Genomic DNA, 13,483 nt, shown 5'->3' with positions numbered 1-13,483 from the left:
GGGCGGGGTCAGGGGGCGGTGGGGAGGGCGACGGTGACCACCAGGCCGCCCTCGGGGCGGGGGACCGCCCGCACCGTGCCGCCGTGTGCCCGCGCCACCGCCCGGACGATGGAAAGTCCCAGGCCGAATCCCCGCTGACCGGCGGCCCGTTCCCGGTTGAGCCGGCGGAACGGCAGGAACATCGTCTCGATCTCGTAGCCGGGCACCACCGGCCCGCTGTTGCTGACGGTCAGGGTGGCCCGGCCGTCGACCACGGCGGTGGTGATCGAGAGCCAGCCGCCCTCGTCGACGTTGTGCCGGACGGCGTTCTCCACCAGGTTCTGGGTGAGCCGTTCCAGCAGCACCGGGTCGCCGACGGTACGGGCCGGCGTCAGCGAGCAGGTGACGCCGAGCGTGGTGGACCGGGCGGTCTGCTCCGCGACGTGTCCGGCGACCTCGGCGAGGTCCACGTCGGTGTGTTCGGCGAGTTCGTTCTCCGAGTCGGCGAGGGTGAGCAGACCGTCGATCAGCCGCTCGTGGCGCTCGTTGACCGACAGTAGGGTCTCGCCGAGCTGCCGCAGCTCGGCGGGGGCGTCCGGGCGGGTGATCGCCAGTTCGACCAGGGACCGGTTGATCGCCAGCGGGGTACGCAACTCGTGTGAGGCGTTGGCGACGAAGCGCCGTTGCCCGTCGAAGGAGCGGTCGAGTCGTTCGAGCATCAGGTCGAACGTGTCGGCCAGCTCCTTCACCTCGTCGGTCGGCCCGGCCAGGGCGATCCGCTCGTGCAGTCCCCGGCCGGCGCCGTCCGCCCCGGCGATCCGGCGGGCCGTGCCGGTGATCTGCTGCAACGGCTGTAACGCCCGGCCGGCGACCAGCCAGCCGAACGCGACCGCGGCGATGGTCACCACGGCCAGCGCCACCCCGCCCTGGGTGAGCAGCGAGTCCAGGGCGTCCCGGCGGGCGTCGTCCTGTACCTGCCGGACGAGGTTGCGCAGGTGCTCGGCCTGCTCGGCGTTGATCTGCGTGCCCTGGGGCAGCGAGATCGACTCCTTGCCGCCGTTCCCGCGCAGGTTGAACCCGAGACCGTGGGCGAGCCGCTGGTCCACCAGCACGTACGTCACGGCGAGCAGTACCGTGCCGGCGAGCAGGAACAGGCCACCGTAGATGAGGGTGAGCCTGGCCCGGATGGTCGGTTTCCTCATCGGATCTGGTATCCCACTCCCGGGACCGTCTCGATGACCGGTGGGTCGCCGAGCTTGCGTCGCAGCTTCATCACGGTCACCCGCAGCACGTTGGTCATCGGGTCGATGTGCTCGTCCCAGGCCCGTTCGAGGAGTTCCTCGGCGGAGACCACCGCGCCGTCGGCCCGCAGCAGCTCGGCCAGCACGCCGAACTCCTTGCGGGACAGCGGCACGAAGTTCCCGTCCCGGGTGACCTGCAACCGGGACGGGTCCAGGACGATCCCGGCCCGGGTCAGCTGCGGCGGAGCGGCCGGCCGGGTCCGCCGGGTCAGGGCGTGCACCCGGGCGCTCAGCTCGACGAACGCGAACGGCTTGGTGAGGTAGTCGTCCGCGCCGATGGCCAGGCCGGCGACCCGTTCCCGGACGGCGGCGGCAGCGGTCAGCATCAGGATCCGGGTGTCCCGCTCGGCATTGACCAGGGCACGGCACACGTCGTCGCCGTGCACCACCGGCAGGTCCCGGTCGAGCACGACCACGTCGTACCCGTTGACGCCGATGCGTTCCAGGGCGGCGTCGCCGTCGTAGGCGACGTCGACCGCGAACGACTCCCGGCGGAGCCACTCGGCGATCGCGTCCGCGAGCAGTTTCTCGTCCTCGCACACCAGTACGCGCACCGTTCCATCCTCGCCTATGCCGGGATAACCACCGCGTTAACGTTGCCGTTTACGCCCTGGATACCGCCTGAGGAGTTGAGTTATCCCTAATGCCGGCTCTCTGCCGGTCGAAGGGAGACCGACGATGCGACGAAATCCACTGAGCCTGCTCCTGGTCGTGCCCGTGGCGGCGGCCCTGGCCCTGAGCGGCTGCCAGTCCGGCAGCGACGACGACTCCGGGGTGGCCACCGCCGGTGGCGGCGGGGCGGAGCCCTCGATCTCCGCCGCCGGGATGAGCGACGAGCAACGCCAGCTCAAGTTCACCACGTGCCTGCGGGAGCAGGGTCTCGACGTGCCGGACCCGCAGCCGGGGCAGAAGGGGCCCCGGTTCGACGGTGGGTCGGACGTCGACCCGGCCAAGGTGCAGGCGGCGCTCCAGCAGTGCCGCGAGTACGCCCCCAACGGCGGGCAGCCCCGGCAGCTCGACGCCGCCCAGGTCGAGCAGGTGCGCAAGCTGGCCCGGTGCATGCGGGAGAACGGGGTGCCGAACTTCCCCGACCCGGCGGCCGACGGCCGCATCCAGCCCGGTCGGGCCGGCATCGACCTGAAGGACCCGGCGGTGAAGACCGCGTTCGACAAGTGCCGGGAGACCGTGCCCAACCTCGGTGAACGCCGGGGGACGTCATGACCGGCGCACCCCGATCCGCTGACCCGTCCGTCACCGTCCCGCCTGCCGTCGAGCCGTCTGCCGCAGGCCCGGTTGCCGCTGACCCGTCCCGCACCGGCCCGTCCCGCACCGGCCCGCCCCCCGGCCCGGGTGCGTCACCGGTCCGGCGGCGACGCCCGCGACCGGGTTTCCTGCTGGGGGCGGCGGGGCTGCTCGTGGTGGCGGTGGCGGCAACGGCGGTCACCTTCGCCAGTGGCGGCCACGCCGACCGTGCGACGTCGCCCGACCGCAGGCCGCCGTCGACCACCAAGGTCACCCGGCAGACCCTGGTCGACCGGGAGACCAAGAACGGCGAGCTGGGGTACGGCACCCCGCGCGCCCGGGACAGCCGACTGAGCGGGACGGTCACCTGGCTCGCCCCGGGCGGCGCGACGGTCAAGCGGGGTAAGACGCTCTACCGGATCGACGACGAGCCGGTGGTGCTGCTCTACGGCGGCCTGCCCGCGTACCGGGTGCTGCGTTCCGGGGTCAGCGGCACCGACGTCAAGCAGTTCGAGCAGAACCTCGCCGCGCTCGGGCACACCGGCTTCACCGTCGACGAGGATTTCACCTCGGCGACCGCCGACGCGGTCCGGGGCTGGCAGGAGGATCTCGGCCTGCCGGAGACCGGCCAGATCGAGCCGGCCCGGATCGTCTACGCCCCCGCCGAGGTCCGGGTGGAGAGCCACGGCGTGGAGGTGGGCGACACCGTCGGCGCGGGCAAGGCGGTCCTCTCGACCACCGGCACGACCCGCCTGGTCACCTGCACCCTGGACGTCGAGGACCAGCGGCTGGCCCGCAAGGGCGCGGAGGTGACCATCACCCTGCCGGACGGCACCCGCAGCACCGGCCGGGTCGACACGGTCGAGACGGTGGTGCAGACCTCGGCGGCGACGACCGGCAAGGACGCGGAGACCGACACCAGGATCGAGGTGACCATCACCGGCGACGACGCCAAGGCACTGGCCGGCTACGACAAGGCGGCGGTGGACGTCGGCCTGGTCGCCTCGGAACGCGCCGACGTGCTCACGGTGCCGGTCGCGGCGCTGCTCACCCTGGCCGAGGGCGGCTACGGACTGGAGGTGGTCGAGGAGGGCGGCACCCGGATCGTCGCGGTGCGTACCGGCCTCTTCGCGGACGGCCGGGTGGAGGTCTCCGGCGAGGCGGTCACCGAGGGGCTGACCGTGGGGATGCCCGGTGACTGAGCCGCCCCGGGCCGACCTTCCCGAGCACGTGGTCGTGCTACGCGACGTGACGAAACGCTACGGCGACACGGTCGCCGCCCTCGGGGGGGTGTCGATGACCGTCGACCGGGGTGCCCTGGTGGCCATCGTCGGCCCGTCCGGGTCGGGGAAGTCCACCATGCTCAACGTGATCGGCACCCTGGACCGGCCCAGCTCGGGCGCGGTCCACATCGACGGGTACGACGCCGCGCGGCTGTCCGACCGGGAACTGTCCGCCCTGCGGGCCAGCCGGATCGGCTTCGTGTTCCAGCAGTTTCACCTGGCTGCCGGCGTACCACTGGTGGAGAACGTGGCGGACGGCCTGCTCTATGCCGGGGTGGCCCGGCGGGAGCGGCGGCGGCGGGCGGAGGTCGCGCTGCGGCGGGTCGGCCTGGGGCACCGGCTGGACCACCGGCCGCACCAGCTCTCCGGCGGGGAGCGGCAGCGGGCGGCGATCGCCCGGGCGGTGGTCGGCGAACCGCCGCTGCTGCTGGCCGACGAGCCGACCGGCAATCTCGACTCCAGCTCCGGCGCGGGGGTGATGGAGCTGCTGCACGAGCTGCACGCGGCCGGCACCACCGTCGTGGTCATCACCCACGACCGGGAGATCGCGGCGAGCCTGCCCCGGCAGGTGCAGATGCGCGACGGGCTGATCGTGGCGGACTCCGCCGCCCCGACCGAGGGGGTACTCCGATGACCACCACACCGCTGCGGTCGACCGGCGCGGCCCGGCGAACCGGCGCGGGGCGACCGGATCGGCTGCGGCCGGCCCGGATGAGCCCACAGGACGTGCTGCGGGTCGGCGGCGTGGGGCTGCGTACCCGGCCGCTGCGGGCGTTCCTGTCCGCCCTGGGCATCGCCATCGGCATCGCGGCGATGATCAGCGTGGTCGGCATCTCCTCGTCGTCGCGGGCCGACCTGGACCGGACCCTGGCCGCCCTCGGCACCAACCTGCTCACCGTCGCGCCGGGGAGCACCCTGTTCGGGGCCGACGCCCAGTTGCCGGTCGAGGCCGCCGGCATGATCAGCCGGATCGGCCCGGTACGCCAGGTGTCGGCCACCGCCCAACTGGCCGACACCCCGGTCTACCGGTCGGACCGGATTCCGGCGGCGCAGACCGGCGGGTTGGGCACCCAGGCGGTGGAGTTGGACCTGCTCGACACCGTCGGTGGCGTGCTGGCCAGCGGGACCTGGCTCAACGGGGCCACCGCGAGGTATCCGGCCACGGTGCTCGGGTCCGTCGCCGCCGAGCGGCTCGGGCTCGGTGCGGCCGGGCCGGACGTCCAGGTCTATCTGGACGGGCGGTGGTTCACCGTGATCGGCATCCTGCAGCCGGTCCCGCTCGCGCCGGAACTCGACTCGTCGGCCCTGGTCGGTTGGTCGGCCGCGACCACCTACCTCGGCCTGGACGGGCATCCGACCCGGATCTACACCCGCTCGGCCGAGCAGCACGTCGAGTCGGTCCGGGCGGTGCTGGCGGCGACGGCCAACCCGGAGCAGTCCAACGAGATCCAGGTCTCCCGGCCGTCCGATGCGCTCGCCGCCCGGCAGGCCACCGATGAGGCGTTCACCGGTCTGCTGCTCGGGCTGGGCGCGGTGGCGTTGCTGGTGGGCGGGGTGGGGGTGGCCAACACCATGGTCATCTCGGTGATCGAGCGGCGGGCCGAGATCGGCCTGCGGCGGTCGCTGGGCGCCACCCGGGGACAGGTCCGGACCCAGTTCCTCGCCGAGTCGCTGCTGTTGTCCGCCCTGGGCGGGCTGGGCGGGGTGCTGCTCGGCAGCCTGGTCACCACCGGTTATGCCAGCTCACAGGGGTGGCCGACGGTGGTGCCGCTCTGGGTGGTGGCCGGCGGCATCGGGGCGACCATCGGCATCGGCGCGGTGGCCGGGCTCTACCCGGCGATCCGGGCCAGCCGGCTCTCACCCACCGAGGCCCTTGCCGCCCCGTGACCGGCACGCCCCCGACCGCCGGACGGGCCGGGGCCGGGTCGGTGACGCCGGCGGGGTGAAGCCGGGGTGACGCCGGCCCGGGGGGTCGGGTGGGTGCCGGCCCTGGCCCGGACGGGTGGGGCGTGACCCTGGCCCGGGCGGTCGGGGTAGGGCGTGGCCCGGGCGGTCGGGGTAGGGCGTGGCCCGGGCGGTCGGGGTAGGGCGTGGCCCGGGCGGTCGGGGTAGGGCGTGGCCCGGGCGGTCGGGTGGCTCGGCGGCCGGTGGGGACCTCACCGGCCGCCGAGCCAGGGTCAGTCGGCCGGGGTCAGCGCCGGCTGACCCGGATCAGCTCCCAGCCCCCCTTCGGGACACCGGGCGTCGGGTCGGTGCGCAGGTTCATCGGGTTGGCCATCCCGAGATAGAGCGTGGAGCCGTCCACGACCATGGTCCGGACACCCTGGTTGAGCGGGTTGCCGAAACCTCCGGTGTCCACCGCGCGGGCAGGCTGGCCGGGCGCGTCGAACGACCAGAGATCGGCGCCGAAGGTCGGCGGGCTGGTCACCGCGCCGGCCGGGGACTTCGCCGCGCCGGCCGGGGGCGTCGGCATCTCGCCCTCCAGCGAGATGTAGGCGAAGTCCATGGTGCCGACGTAGAGCCGCCCGCCGGCCACTGCCATCTTCCAGGCGTACAGGTTGAACGGGTCGCCGAAGCCGGAAGCGCCGTAGAGCGGGGTGGTGCCGGTGGGCGCCGGGGCCCAGGCGCCGACACCGTTGTTGGCGGCCGGGTCGTACGCCGGCAGCGTCGACTCGCCGTAGAGCGTCTCGATCCGTTCGTGCGTGCCGCCGAGGTCCTGGCCCCGGAAGACGGCGAACGCCCGCTGGGTGTTCTGCACGGTGGCCTGGAGCTGCGCCTGGCTGCGCGGCGGATACACCGACACGTGCAGCGCGGTCGCCTGCAACGGCACGTGCATGGTGCCCCAGTGCAGCCGGCCGCCGTAGGAGGCGAGACCACCGAGGGCGTACGCCCGGCGGACCACCGGGTCGGGCTCGTAGTCGGCGGCCGACCACACCTGCGTCCAGTTGCCGGCGTCCGTCGGGTTCAGGCCGGGCGCGCCCGCAGCCAGCGGCGGGCTCATCCAGATGCTGGCCAGGTCGGTGGTGTCGGCGCTGTCGGTGCTGTGCGCGGCCGGTGGGGCCGCCGCCGGGTCGACCTGGTCGGGAATCCGGGCCACCGCGCCGTCGACGATCGCCTTCGGCCAGGTCGAGACGTAGAGCCGACCCTGGTGCTCGGTGAGGTCGGCGACCTGGGTGGGCAGGTCGGCGACCTCGGTGAAGGCGAACGGGTCGGTGCGGTCGCCGGTCCAGCGCAGCACCCGGCCGGCCTCGCCGCCGTTGGCACCCAGCCCGACCCCGGCGTAGAGCACGCCCCCGGCGACCACCCAGTGCCGGATGTTCTCGTACGCCGAGAGGTTGGTGGAGCCGAGGTACCGGCCGGTGAGGGTGTCGAAGGCGAACACGTTCACCCCGCCGACCACGCTCGGGCCGCCGAGGAGCACGACCCCCTGGTGGGCGGCGGCGCTGCGCAGCCCCGCGGTCGTGTGCAGCAGGTTCGCGTCCGCCGGGGAGGCGGACGTGATGTCGGCGGTGCGCTCGGTGAGCCGCTCGGTGGCCAGGTCGTAGGTGTAGACCTCGGGGGTGCGGTGGTCGCCGAGGGTGGCCGGCAGGGCGGGGTTGCCCCGGGCCGGCTGGCTCTGGCCGAACTCGCAGACGTAGTCGTCGTTGAGGATCGGTTCGCGGACCTGGTAGCCCTCGGGCTTCAGGCAGAGCACGTTCGCCCCGGTGCCGAACCAGAGCCGGCGGCCGGCCTGGGCGAGACCCCAGACGTACGACTGGTTGACCTTGGGCTGCCCCACGGCGCAGGGCGGTCCGGGTGGATAGTCGACACCGACGCCGGCAAAACACTCGTCGGCGGCGGCCTTGGCGAGCAACCGTACCGTTTCGGGTCGGGTTTCAGCGCTGGCCGGGGTGGCGAGGACGGGCAGCAGGGTAAGGGTCGCGAATGCGGCCAGCAGTCGTCCGGGCAGGCGTGTTCGACGTCGCACGATGGTCCTTTCCGTGAACAATCAGTCGAGCTTGCGGTAGCCGGGATGGGGTGGCCCGGACCGCTCTCGACCAGGGGGATGGTTCATCAACATGGCGCACGGAATCGCAGGTAAAGCCCAAGAATGCATCGACCAATAGGAATGAAGATCGCCGGATCGAGATGGCTGTCCGGCCTGGTGAGGCGGGGCTTGGTGGGTGAATTCGAGGGCGAGCGCCGCAATTCCGGGAGCAACGTGGTGATGAGGCTAACGGATTACGGCTGCTGTTATCGCGGTAGAACTTGTTAAGGATTTTTGAACCGTCAGGTCTGCTGTCCGACGCGGTGGATGATTGTCGGATTGCGTGTCGAGGCGCACCGAACGGGCACCAGCGGAAATTGCTGATGGGTGGGGCGTTCGGGGTGTCGCGGGTATATCGCGCCAATCGGCCGCCGTCGTCCGGGTCGGCGCGCGGGCCGGGATGGGCGGCATCGGTCCCCGGCGGTGTTCGGGGTGCCGCCGGCGGAGATGGGCCCGGGGCGTGTTGGCCGCCACGAGCAGCGGAAACTTGCATCATGGTCGAGCGGTGCGGTGGTGGCGTGCCCGGGGCCGGGCCCCGAGGTGGGGCCGGGTGGGTTCCGCAGGTGGTGGTGTGGGTGTGGTCCGGTCGACCCGTCGGGCGATCCGGACCGCCCGGAGAGATCTCCGTATGAGCCCACGCGAATTGTGCGCATATTCATTCTGTATAAACTTTGCATATGAACTTGATGACAGTTAATTCATAGTTAACAATCATTACGTTCGCGCGCCTGGCGGGTTGGCGGCGGCGGCCGTTGGCGACGGGTGAACGACGGCACGGTCACCGGCCCGTACGCCCGGTGTGGCCCCGGATCCCGGTGTCAGTGCGACGGCGGGGCGACCCCGGAGGCGGGGGTGAGGTACTGTTTCGCAGTGGGATCTTCCCGGCAGCAAAGTTTTTATCGATTTAAGCGCTTCGATGCCTCATCATGGGTGGGAGTTAATCCCTTCCATGGAGGTTCCCATGAACGTCTCTCGGCTCGGCGGGCCGACTCTGTCGCTGTACCGCATCGTCATCGGCCTGCTGTTCATGCTGCACGGCCTGTCCTCGGTCTTCGGGTTGTTCGGCGGCAGCCCCATGACCGGCAAGGCTGTCCCGGTCGGGGCCTGGCCCGGCTGGTGGGCCGCATTGATCCAGCTGGTCTGCGGCGCGCTGGTGCTGGCCGGGCTCTTCACCCGACCCGCCGCGCTGCTCGCGTCCGGCTCGATGGCGTACGCCTACTTCGTGGTGCACCAGCCGCAGGACCTGCTGCCGCTGCGCAACGGGGGCGAGCTGTCGGCGCTCTTCTGCTGGTCGTTCCTGCTGATCACGGTGCTCGGCCCGGGCTCCTGGGCGCTCGACACGCTGCTCGCCCGCCGGAGCGCCGAGGCCCCGTCGGCACCGGCGGCCGTACCCAGCTCGGTGCCGGCCTGACGCACTGACGGCGTCGCCGGAGCCTCGACGAGGAGGCTCCGGCGACGCTTCCGGTCAGGGGTTGTAGGGGGCGTCGGTGTGGCTCACCTCGGTGAGAGTGGAGCCGGAGAGCTTGAAGACCGACGTCCGCTTGATGTCCAGCTCGGCCATGCCCCGGCTGGGGCTGCGGGTGAGCCAGACCACTGTGGCTTTGCGTCCGGCCACGCTGATCGAGACGACCGGGGTCCGGTCCCCGAGGTCGGTCAGTGCCCGGAACACCGGCAGGCCACCGCTGTTGCGCCACGCCGCGAGCGTGTAGAAGGTGCCGCTGCCCCCGGAGTTGACCGCCACCGCGCCCACCGCGTCCTCCGCGCCGTCGCCGTCCATGTCGCCGATGCCGCAGGGCTTCTGGAGCGTCACGGTGGCCCCGTCCTCGCCGGACCACTGCCCCCCGGCCAGCGGCAGGTAGTCCGGGTAGCCGTTGTAGGGCGTCTTGCTGCTGCCGATGCGGGCCTCCGCCAGATGGGCGCAGGTCAACGGGGCCTTGACCGGGGCGGCGGCGGTGGTCGGGGCGACAGCCGGCGCGGTGGTGGGGGCGGCCTTCGCCTCCGGCGACGACTCCGCCTCGGTGGGAGTCGCCTCGGGGGAGGCAGCACTGAGCACCGAGGCGGTGGACGGCCCGGTGGACGGGCCGGCCGTGGGCGCTGCCCCGTCCGTTCCGCCCTGCTCACCCCCGCAGGCGGCGGTCAGCAGGCAGACCAGGGTGAGGGTCGCAAGGCTCGACGGGATCCGTCGCATGGGCGGGGGGTCCTCTCTCGACGTCAGATCTCCCGCACCGTACTGATCGATGGCAATGTCGGTCATCGGCTCGACGGCCGTCCCGTACCGGCCTGTCGGAGCGCGGTCAGGGGCCGACCGGAGGGCCGGCGTGCGGGCGGCTCCGCGGCGCGCGGGCGGGCGTACTGAGCTGGAAACTTGCCCGAAACATCAATGGCTGTCGGCGCTGCCGGCGAACCGCCGCCGAGCGGGTGGTTCACACCGTGGGAAGCGGGCTGGGCGATGGCCGCGAAGCTGCCTAGACTCGGTGGCACAACTGCATACCTCATCCAGAGGGGCTGAGGGATACGGCCCGACGACGCCCCGGCAACCACCCCGCGCGCTCATCGCTGAGCGTCCCGCGGGGCAGGTGCCAATTCCGTCCCCGCCGCAGGGTGCGATGCGGGGAAAGATGAGAGGAATCCGACATGACGTCGACGCTCGCCGCCCCTGGTATCGACACCACCGCCAGCCCCGCCCGCGCCCTGGTCTGCCGCGCCTGCTCCGCCCGCTACCCGCTCGCCGCGCAGCACGCCTGTTACGAGTGTTTCGGCCCGCTGGAGGTCGACTACGACACCGCCGCGCTGGCCACCGTCACCCGGGAGCAGATCGAGGCCGGCCCACAGAACATCTGGCGGTACGCCGCGCTCCTGCCCGCCGGCCAGGACCCGGCCACCCGGGTCACCCTCGACCCGGGGCTCACCCCGTTGGTGGCGGCCCCGAACCTCGCCGCCGAGCTGGGCATCAGCGCGCCGCTGTGGATCAAGGACGACAGCGCCAACCCGACCCACTCGTTCAAGGACCGGGTCGTCTCGGTGGCGCTGACCGCCGCGCGGGCGCTCGGCTTCCAGCGGTTCGCCTGCGCCTCGACCGGCAACCTGGCCAACTCGGTGGCCGCCCACGCCGCCCGCGCCGGAGTGCCGTCGGTGGTCTTCATCCCCGGCGACCTGGAGCAGGGCAAGGTGATCACCACCGCCGTCTACGGCGGCGACCTGGTCGCCATCGACGGCTCGTACGACGACGTGAACCGGCTCTGCGGCGAACTGGTGGAGACCGACGAGTTCGAGGACACCGCCTTCGTCAACGTCAACGTCCGGCCGTACTACGCCGAGGGTTCCAAGACCCTCGGGTACGAGGTGGCCGAGCAGCTCGGCTGGCGGATTCCCGCCCAGGTGGTCATCCCGATGGCCTCCGGTGAACTGCTCACCAAGATCGACAAGGCGTTCACCGAACTGGTGGAGATCGGTCTGGTCGAGGCGCCCGCCGGGGGCTGGAAGGTGTTCGGCGCCCAGTCGGCCGGCTGCAACCCGATCGCCGCCGCCCTGCACGCCGACACCGACACCATCACCCCGGTCCGGCCGACCGGCATCGCCAAGTCGCTCAACATCGGCGACCCGGCCGCCGGCCTGTACGCCCTGGAGGCGGTGCGCCGGACCGGTGGCTGGATGGAGTACGTCGACGACGACGAGATCCGCGCCGGCATCCGGCTGTTGGCCCGGACCACCGGCGTCTTCGCCGAGACGGCCGGTGGGGTGACCGTGGCGGTGCTGCGCAAGCTCGTCGAGTCCGGCAAGCTCGACCCGGCCGCCGAGACGGTCGTCTTCAACACCGGCGAGGGCCTGAAGACCATCGACGCGGTCGCCGGTGAGGTCGGCCCCACCCACCGGATCAAGCCGTCCCTGCGCGCCGCCCGCGACGCCGGCCTCCTCTCCTGACCCACGTCCATGACGTGACGCCCGCCCGTGCGCGCCCGCGGTGCGGCCGTCCGCAGTGCGCGCCCGCGGTGCGGCCGTCCGCAGTGCGCGCCCGCGGTGCGGCCGTCCGCAGTGCGCGCCCGCCGTGCGTGTCCGCCGCGCCCGTCTGCGGTGCGTGTCTGCGGTGCGTGTCCGCGGTGCCCGTCCGCGGGCGTGATCGACTCGCTTGGGCGCAAAAGGCGGTGTCAGCCGGCCGGGACACCGCCTTTTCGGCCCAGTTGTGTTGATCATCGCGACCGGGGCGGCGTCTGGACGGAGTGGATCTCTGGGTGACCGGAATTTCGCGGTGAGTGGCGAAAACCCGCAGGGAAGGACTTGACGGCAGGAACCGGACAGCGCAAGATGCTCCGTGCGGGAGGGCTTTCGCCGGAGACTTTTCAAGTTCTTGCGACCCAACGCCGGAGGCGTTGTGCGAACGTCCCTCCCGACCAACGTGCAAGGGGGCCAGCGGAAATCCGCTGGCCCCCTTCGTCGTACGCCGGAAGACTCGCGGCGTGGACCTGTACATCGCGGCACTCGATCCGACCGACCAGCCGACCCTCGACGCGGCCTACCGGATCGCGGCCACGGCCGAGGCGATGGACGCGCCCGACCTGCCGCCGCTGTGTCGGCGTCGGTTCGAGGCGCCGTTGCGGCATCCGATGCCCGGCATCGACACCCGGTGGTCGGTGGCGCACCTCGACGGGGTGCCCGTCGGCTGGGTCCGGATCAACCTGCATCTGTGGGAGAACACCGAGAACGCCAGTATCGAGCTGGTGGTGGACCCGGCGTACCGGCGTAGAGGGGTGGGCCGGGCGCTGTTCGCGCACGCCCGGGAGCTGCTCCGGGAGACCGGCCGCAAGCGGGTGGTCGGCTCCGCCGTGGCCGCCCTGCCGGGTGCGGAAGGGCCCGGCGAACCGCGCCGGGAAACACCCGGCGACCTGGGCGGGGAAGCGCCGGACAACCTGGGCGGGGAAGCGCCGGGTGAGTCGGGCCGGGAAGCACCAGGCGAGTCGGGCAGGGACATGCCGGGCGGGGAGCTGGCCGGGGCGGCCTTCGCGGCGGCGCTCGGCGCGAAGGCGGCGCTGGTCGACGTCCGCCGTCGGCTCGACGTCGCCGCGCTCGACCGGCGACGGCTGGCGGCCCTGCTGGCCGACGCGCGCTCGGCCGCCGCCGGCTACCGCACGGTCCGTTGGCGGGACCTGCCCCCGGAGGAGTACCTCGCCGACGTCGCGTACCTGGAGGGCCGGCTGCTGGCCGACGCGCCGATGGGGGATCTGGAGTGGGAGCCGGAGCAGGTGGACGCCGAGCGGATCCGGGGCATCGAGCGGGCCCTGGACGCGCGGGGGGTCCGCCGGTACAGCGTCGCTGCCGTGCACGAGGCGTCCGGCCGGCTGGTCGGATGGAGCCTGCTCAGCCTGGCCGCGAACACCACCCGGCACGCCTGGCAGCAGATCACCATCGTCGACCCGGCGCACCGGGGGCACCGGCTCGGCCTGCTGTGCAAGGCCGAGAACCTCGCACACACCCTGGCGTACGAGCCGGAGCTGCAGATGATCGACACCTACAACGCGGCGGCGAACAGCCACATGATCGCGATCAACGAGCAGCTCGGCTTCCGGCCGGCGGCCGGATCCACGGAGTGGCAGCTGACCATCTGAACTGTGACACGCCCCTACTGATCTGGCCGTCATCTGTTGCATGATGGCGGG

11 protein-coding genes and 1 riboswitch are annotated in these 13,483 nt (G+C 72.4%); of the genes, 7 read left to right on the top strand and 4 right to left on the bottom strand.

Annotated elements, in window-relative coordinates; genetic code table 11:
- Positions 1 to 8: 8 nt before the first annotated feature.
- Positions 9 to 1,181: a sensor histidine kinase gene (locus tag ACQP1S_RS29215; protein ID WP_432900999.1), complete on the bottom strand. Its 1,173-nt coding sequence runs from the start codon at positions 1,179 to 1,181 to the stop codon at positions 9 to 11.
- Complete coding sequence (locus tag ACQP1S_RS29210) at positions 1,178 to 1,834, bottom strand: response regulator transcription factor (RefSeq protein ID WP_091247464.1); 657 nt, start codon at positions 1,832 to 1,834, stop codon at positions 1,178 to 1,180. The genes ACQP1S_RS29215 and ACQP1S_RS29210 overlap by 4 nt, the downstream gene beginning before the upstream one ends.
- Before the next feature lie 124 nt (positions 1,835 to 1,958).
- On the opposite strand from ACQP1S_RS29210, the gene ACQP1S_RS29205 reads away from it, so the two are divergent.
- The 4 genes from ACQP1S_RS29205 (at position 1,959) to ACQP1S_RS29190 (ending at position 5,692) form a co-directional block, all read left to right on the top strand.
- A complete protein-coding gene (locus ACQP1S_RS29205) occupies positions 1,959 to 2,501 on the top strand; it encodes a hypothetical protein (RefSeq protein WP_432900996.1) in 543 nt (180 codons plus the stop codon).
- Positions 2,502 to 2,698: 197 nt separating this feature from the next.
- Positions 2,699 to 3,724 (top strand): efflux RND transporter periplasmic adaptor subunit, encoded by a 1,026-nt coding sequence (locus ACQP1S_RS29200; protein ID WP_432900993.1) that lies wholly within the window; start codon positions 2,699 to 2,701, stop codon positions 3,722 to 3,724.
- 28 nt (positions 3,725 to 3,752) lie between these two features.
- Complete coding sequence (locus tag ACQP1S_RS29195; RefSeq protein ID WP_432908423.1) at positions 3,753 to 4,439, top strand: ABC transporter ATP-binding protein; 687 nt, start codon at positions 3,753 to 3,755, stop codon at positions 4,437 to 4,439.
- 77 nt (positions 4,440 to 4,516) lie between these two features.
- Positions 4,517 to 5,692 (top strand): ABC transporter permease, encoded by a 1,176-nt coding sequence (locus ACQP1S_RS29190; RefSeq protein ID WP_432908421.1) that lies wholly within the window; start codon positions 4,517 to 4,519, stop codon positions 5,690 to 5,692.
- Positions 5,693 to 5,996: 304 nt separating this feature from the next.
- Here ACQP1S_RS29190 and ACQP1S_RS29185 read toward each other — a convergent pair whose 3' ends face one another.
- Complete coding sequence (locus tag ACQP1S_RS29185; RefSeq protein ID WP_432900990.1) at positions 5,997 to 7,772, bottom strand: hypothetical protein; 1,776 nt, start codon at positions 7,770 to 7,772, stop codon at positions 5,997 to 5,999.
- Between the two features lie 1,021 nt (positions 7,773 to 8,793).
- Here ACQP1S_RS29185 and ACQP1S_RS29180 point away from each other — a divergent pair.
- The gene (locus tag ACQP1S_RS29180; RefSeq protein WP_091247453.1) at positions 8,794 to 9,243 is read left to right on the top strand and encodes a DoxX family protein; all 450 of its coding nucleotides are present in this window, start codon (positions 8,794 to 8,796) and stop codon (positions 9,241 to 9,243) included.
- 54 nt (positions 9,244 to 9,297) lie between these two features.
- On the opposite strand, the gene ACQP1S_RS29175 is transcribed toward ACQP1S_RS29180, so the two are convergent.
- Positions 9,298 to 10,020, bottom strand: a complete 723-nt coding sequence (locus tag ACQP1S_RS29175) for a hypothetical protein (RefSeq protein WP_432900986.1) — start codon at positions 10,018 to 10,020, stop codon at positions 9,298 to 9,300.
- 301 nt (positions 10,021 to 10,321) lie between these two features.
- A riboswitch (SAM riboswitch) is annotated at positions 10,322 to 10,457 on the top strand.
- A gap of 9 nt (positions 10,458 to 10,466) precedes the next feature.
- Between ACQP1S_RS29175 and thrC the strand changes: the two genes are divergently transcribed.
- Both thrC and ACQP1S_RS29165 read left to right on the top strand, forming a co-directional pair.
- A complete protein-coding gene (gene thrC, locus ACQP1S_RS29170; RefSeq protein ID WP_432900983.1) occupies positions 10,467 to 11,753 on the top strand; it encodes a threonine synthase in 1,287 nt (428 codons plus the stop codon).
- 533 nt (positions 11,754 to 12,286) lie between these two features.
- Positions 12,287 to 13,432, top strand: a complete 1,146-nt coding sequence (locus ACQP1S_RS29165) for a GNAT family N-acetyltransferase (protein ID WP_432900980.1) — start codon at positions 12,287 to 12,289, stop codon at positions 13,430 to 13,432.
- Positions 13,433 to 13,483: the final 51 nt, after the last annotated feature.

The organism is Micromonospora matsumotoense (assembly GCF_050951065.1).
Lineage (GTDB): Bacteria > Actinomycetota > Actinomycetes > Mycobacteriales > Micromonosporaceae > Micromonospora > Micromonospora matsumotoensis.
Note: the sequence above shows the minus strand (reverse complement) of the source record. Positions and strands in the feature narration are given on the sequence as shown.

Bases quoted from the DNA above. Each gene is read 5' to 3' on its own strand.
- ACQP1S_RS29215 (WP_432900999.1), bottom strand. From the start codon at position 1,181: ATGAGGAAACCGACCATCCGGGCCAGGCTCACCCTCATCTACGGTGGC.
- ACQP1S_RS29205 (WP_432900996.1), top strand. From the start codon at position 1,959: ATGCGACGAAATCCACTGAGCCTGCTCCTGGTCGTGCCCGTGGCGGCG.
- ACQP1S_RS29190 (WP_432908421.1), top strand. From the start codon at position 4,517: ATGAGCCCACAGGACGTGCTGCGGGTCGGCGGCGTGGGGCTGCGTACC.
- ACQP1S_RS29180 (WP_091247453.1), top strand. From the start codon at position 8,794: ATGAACGTCTCTCGGCTCGGCGGGCCGACTCTGTCGCTGTACCGCATC.
- ACQP1S_RS29175 (WP_432900986.1), bottom strand. From the start codon at position 10,020: ATGCGACGGATCCCGTCGAGCCTTGCGACCCTCACCCTGGTCTGCCTG.
- thrC (WP_432900983.1), top strand. From the start codon at position 10,467: ATGACGTCGACGCTCGCCGCCCCTGGTATCGACACCACCGCCAGCCCC.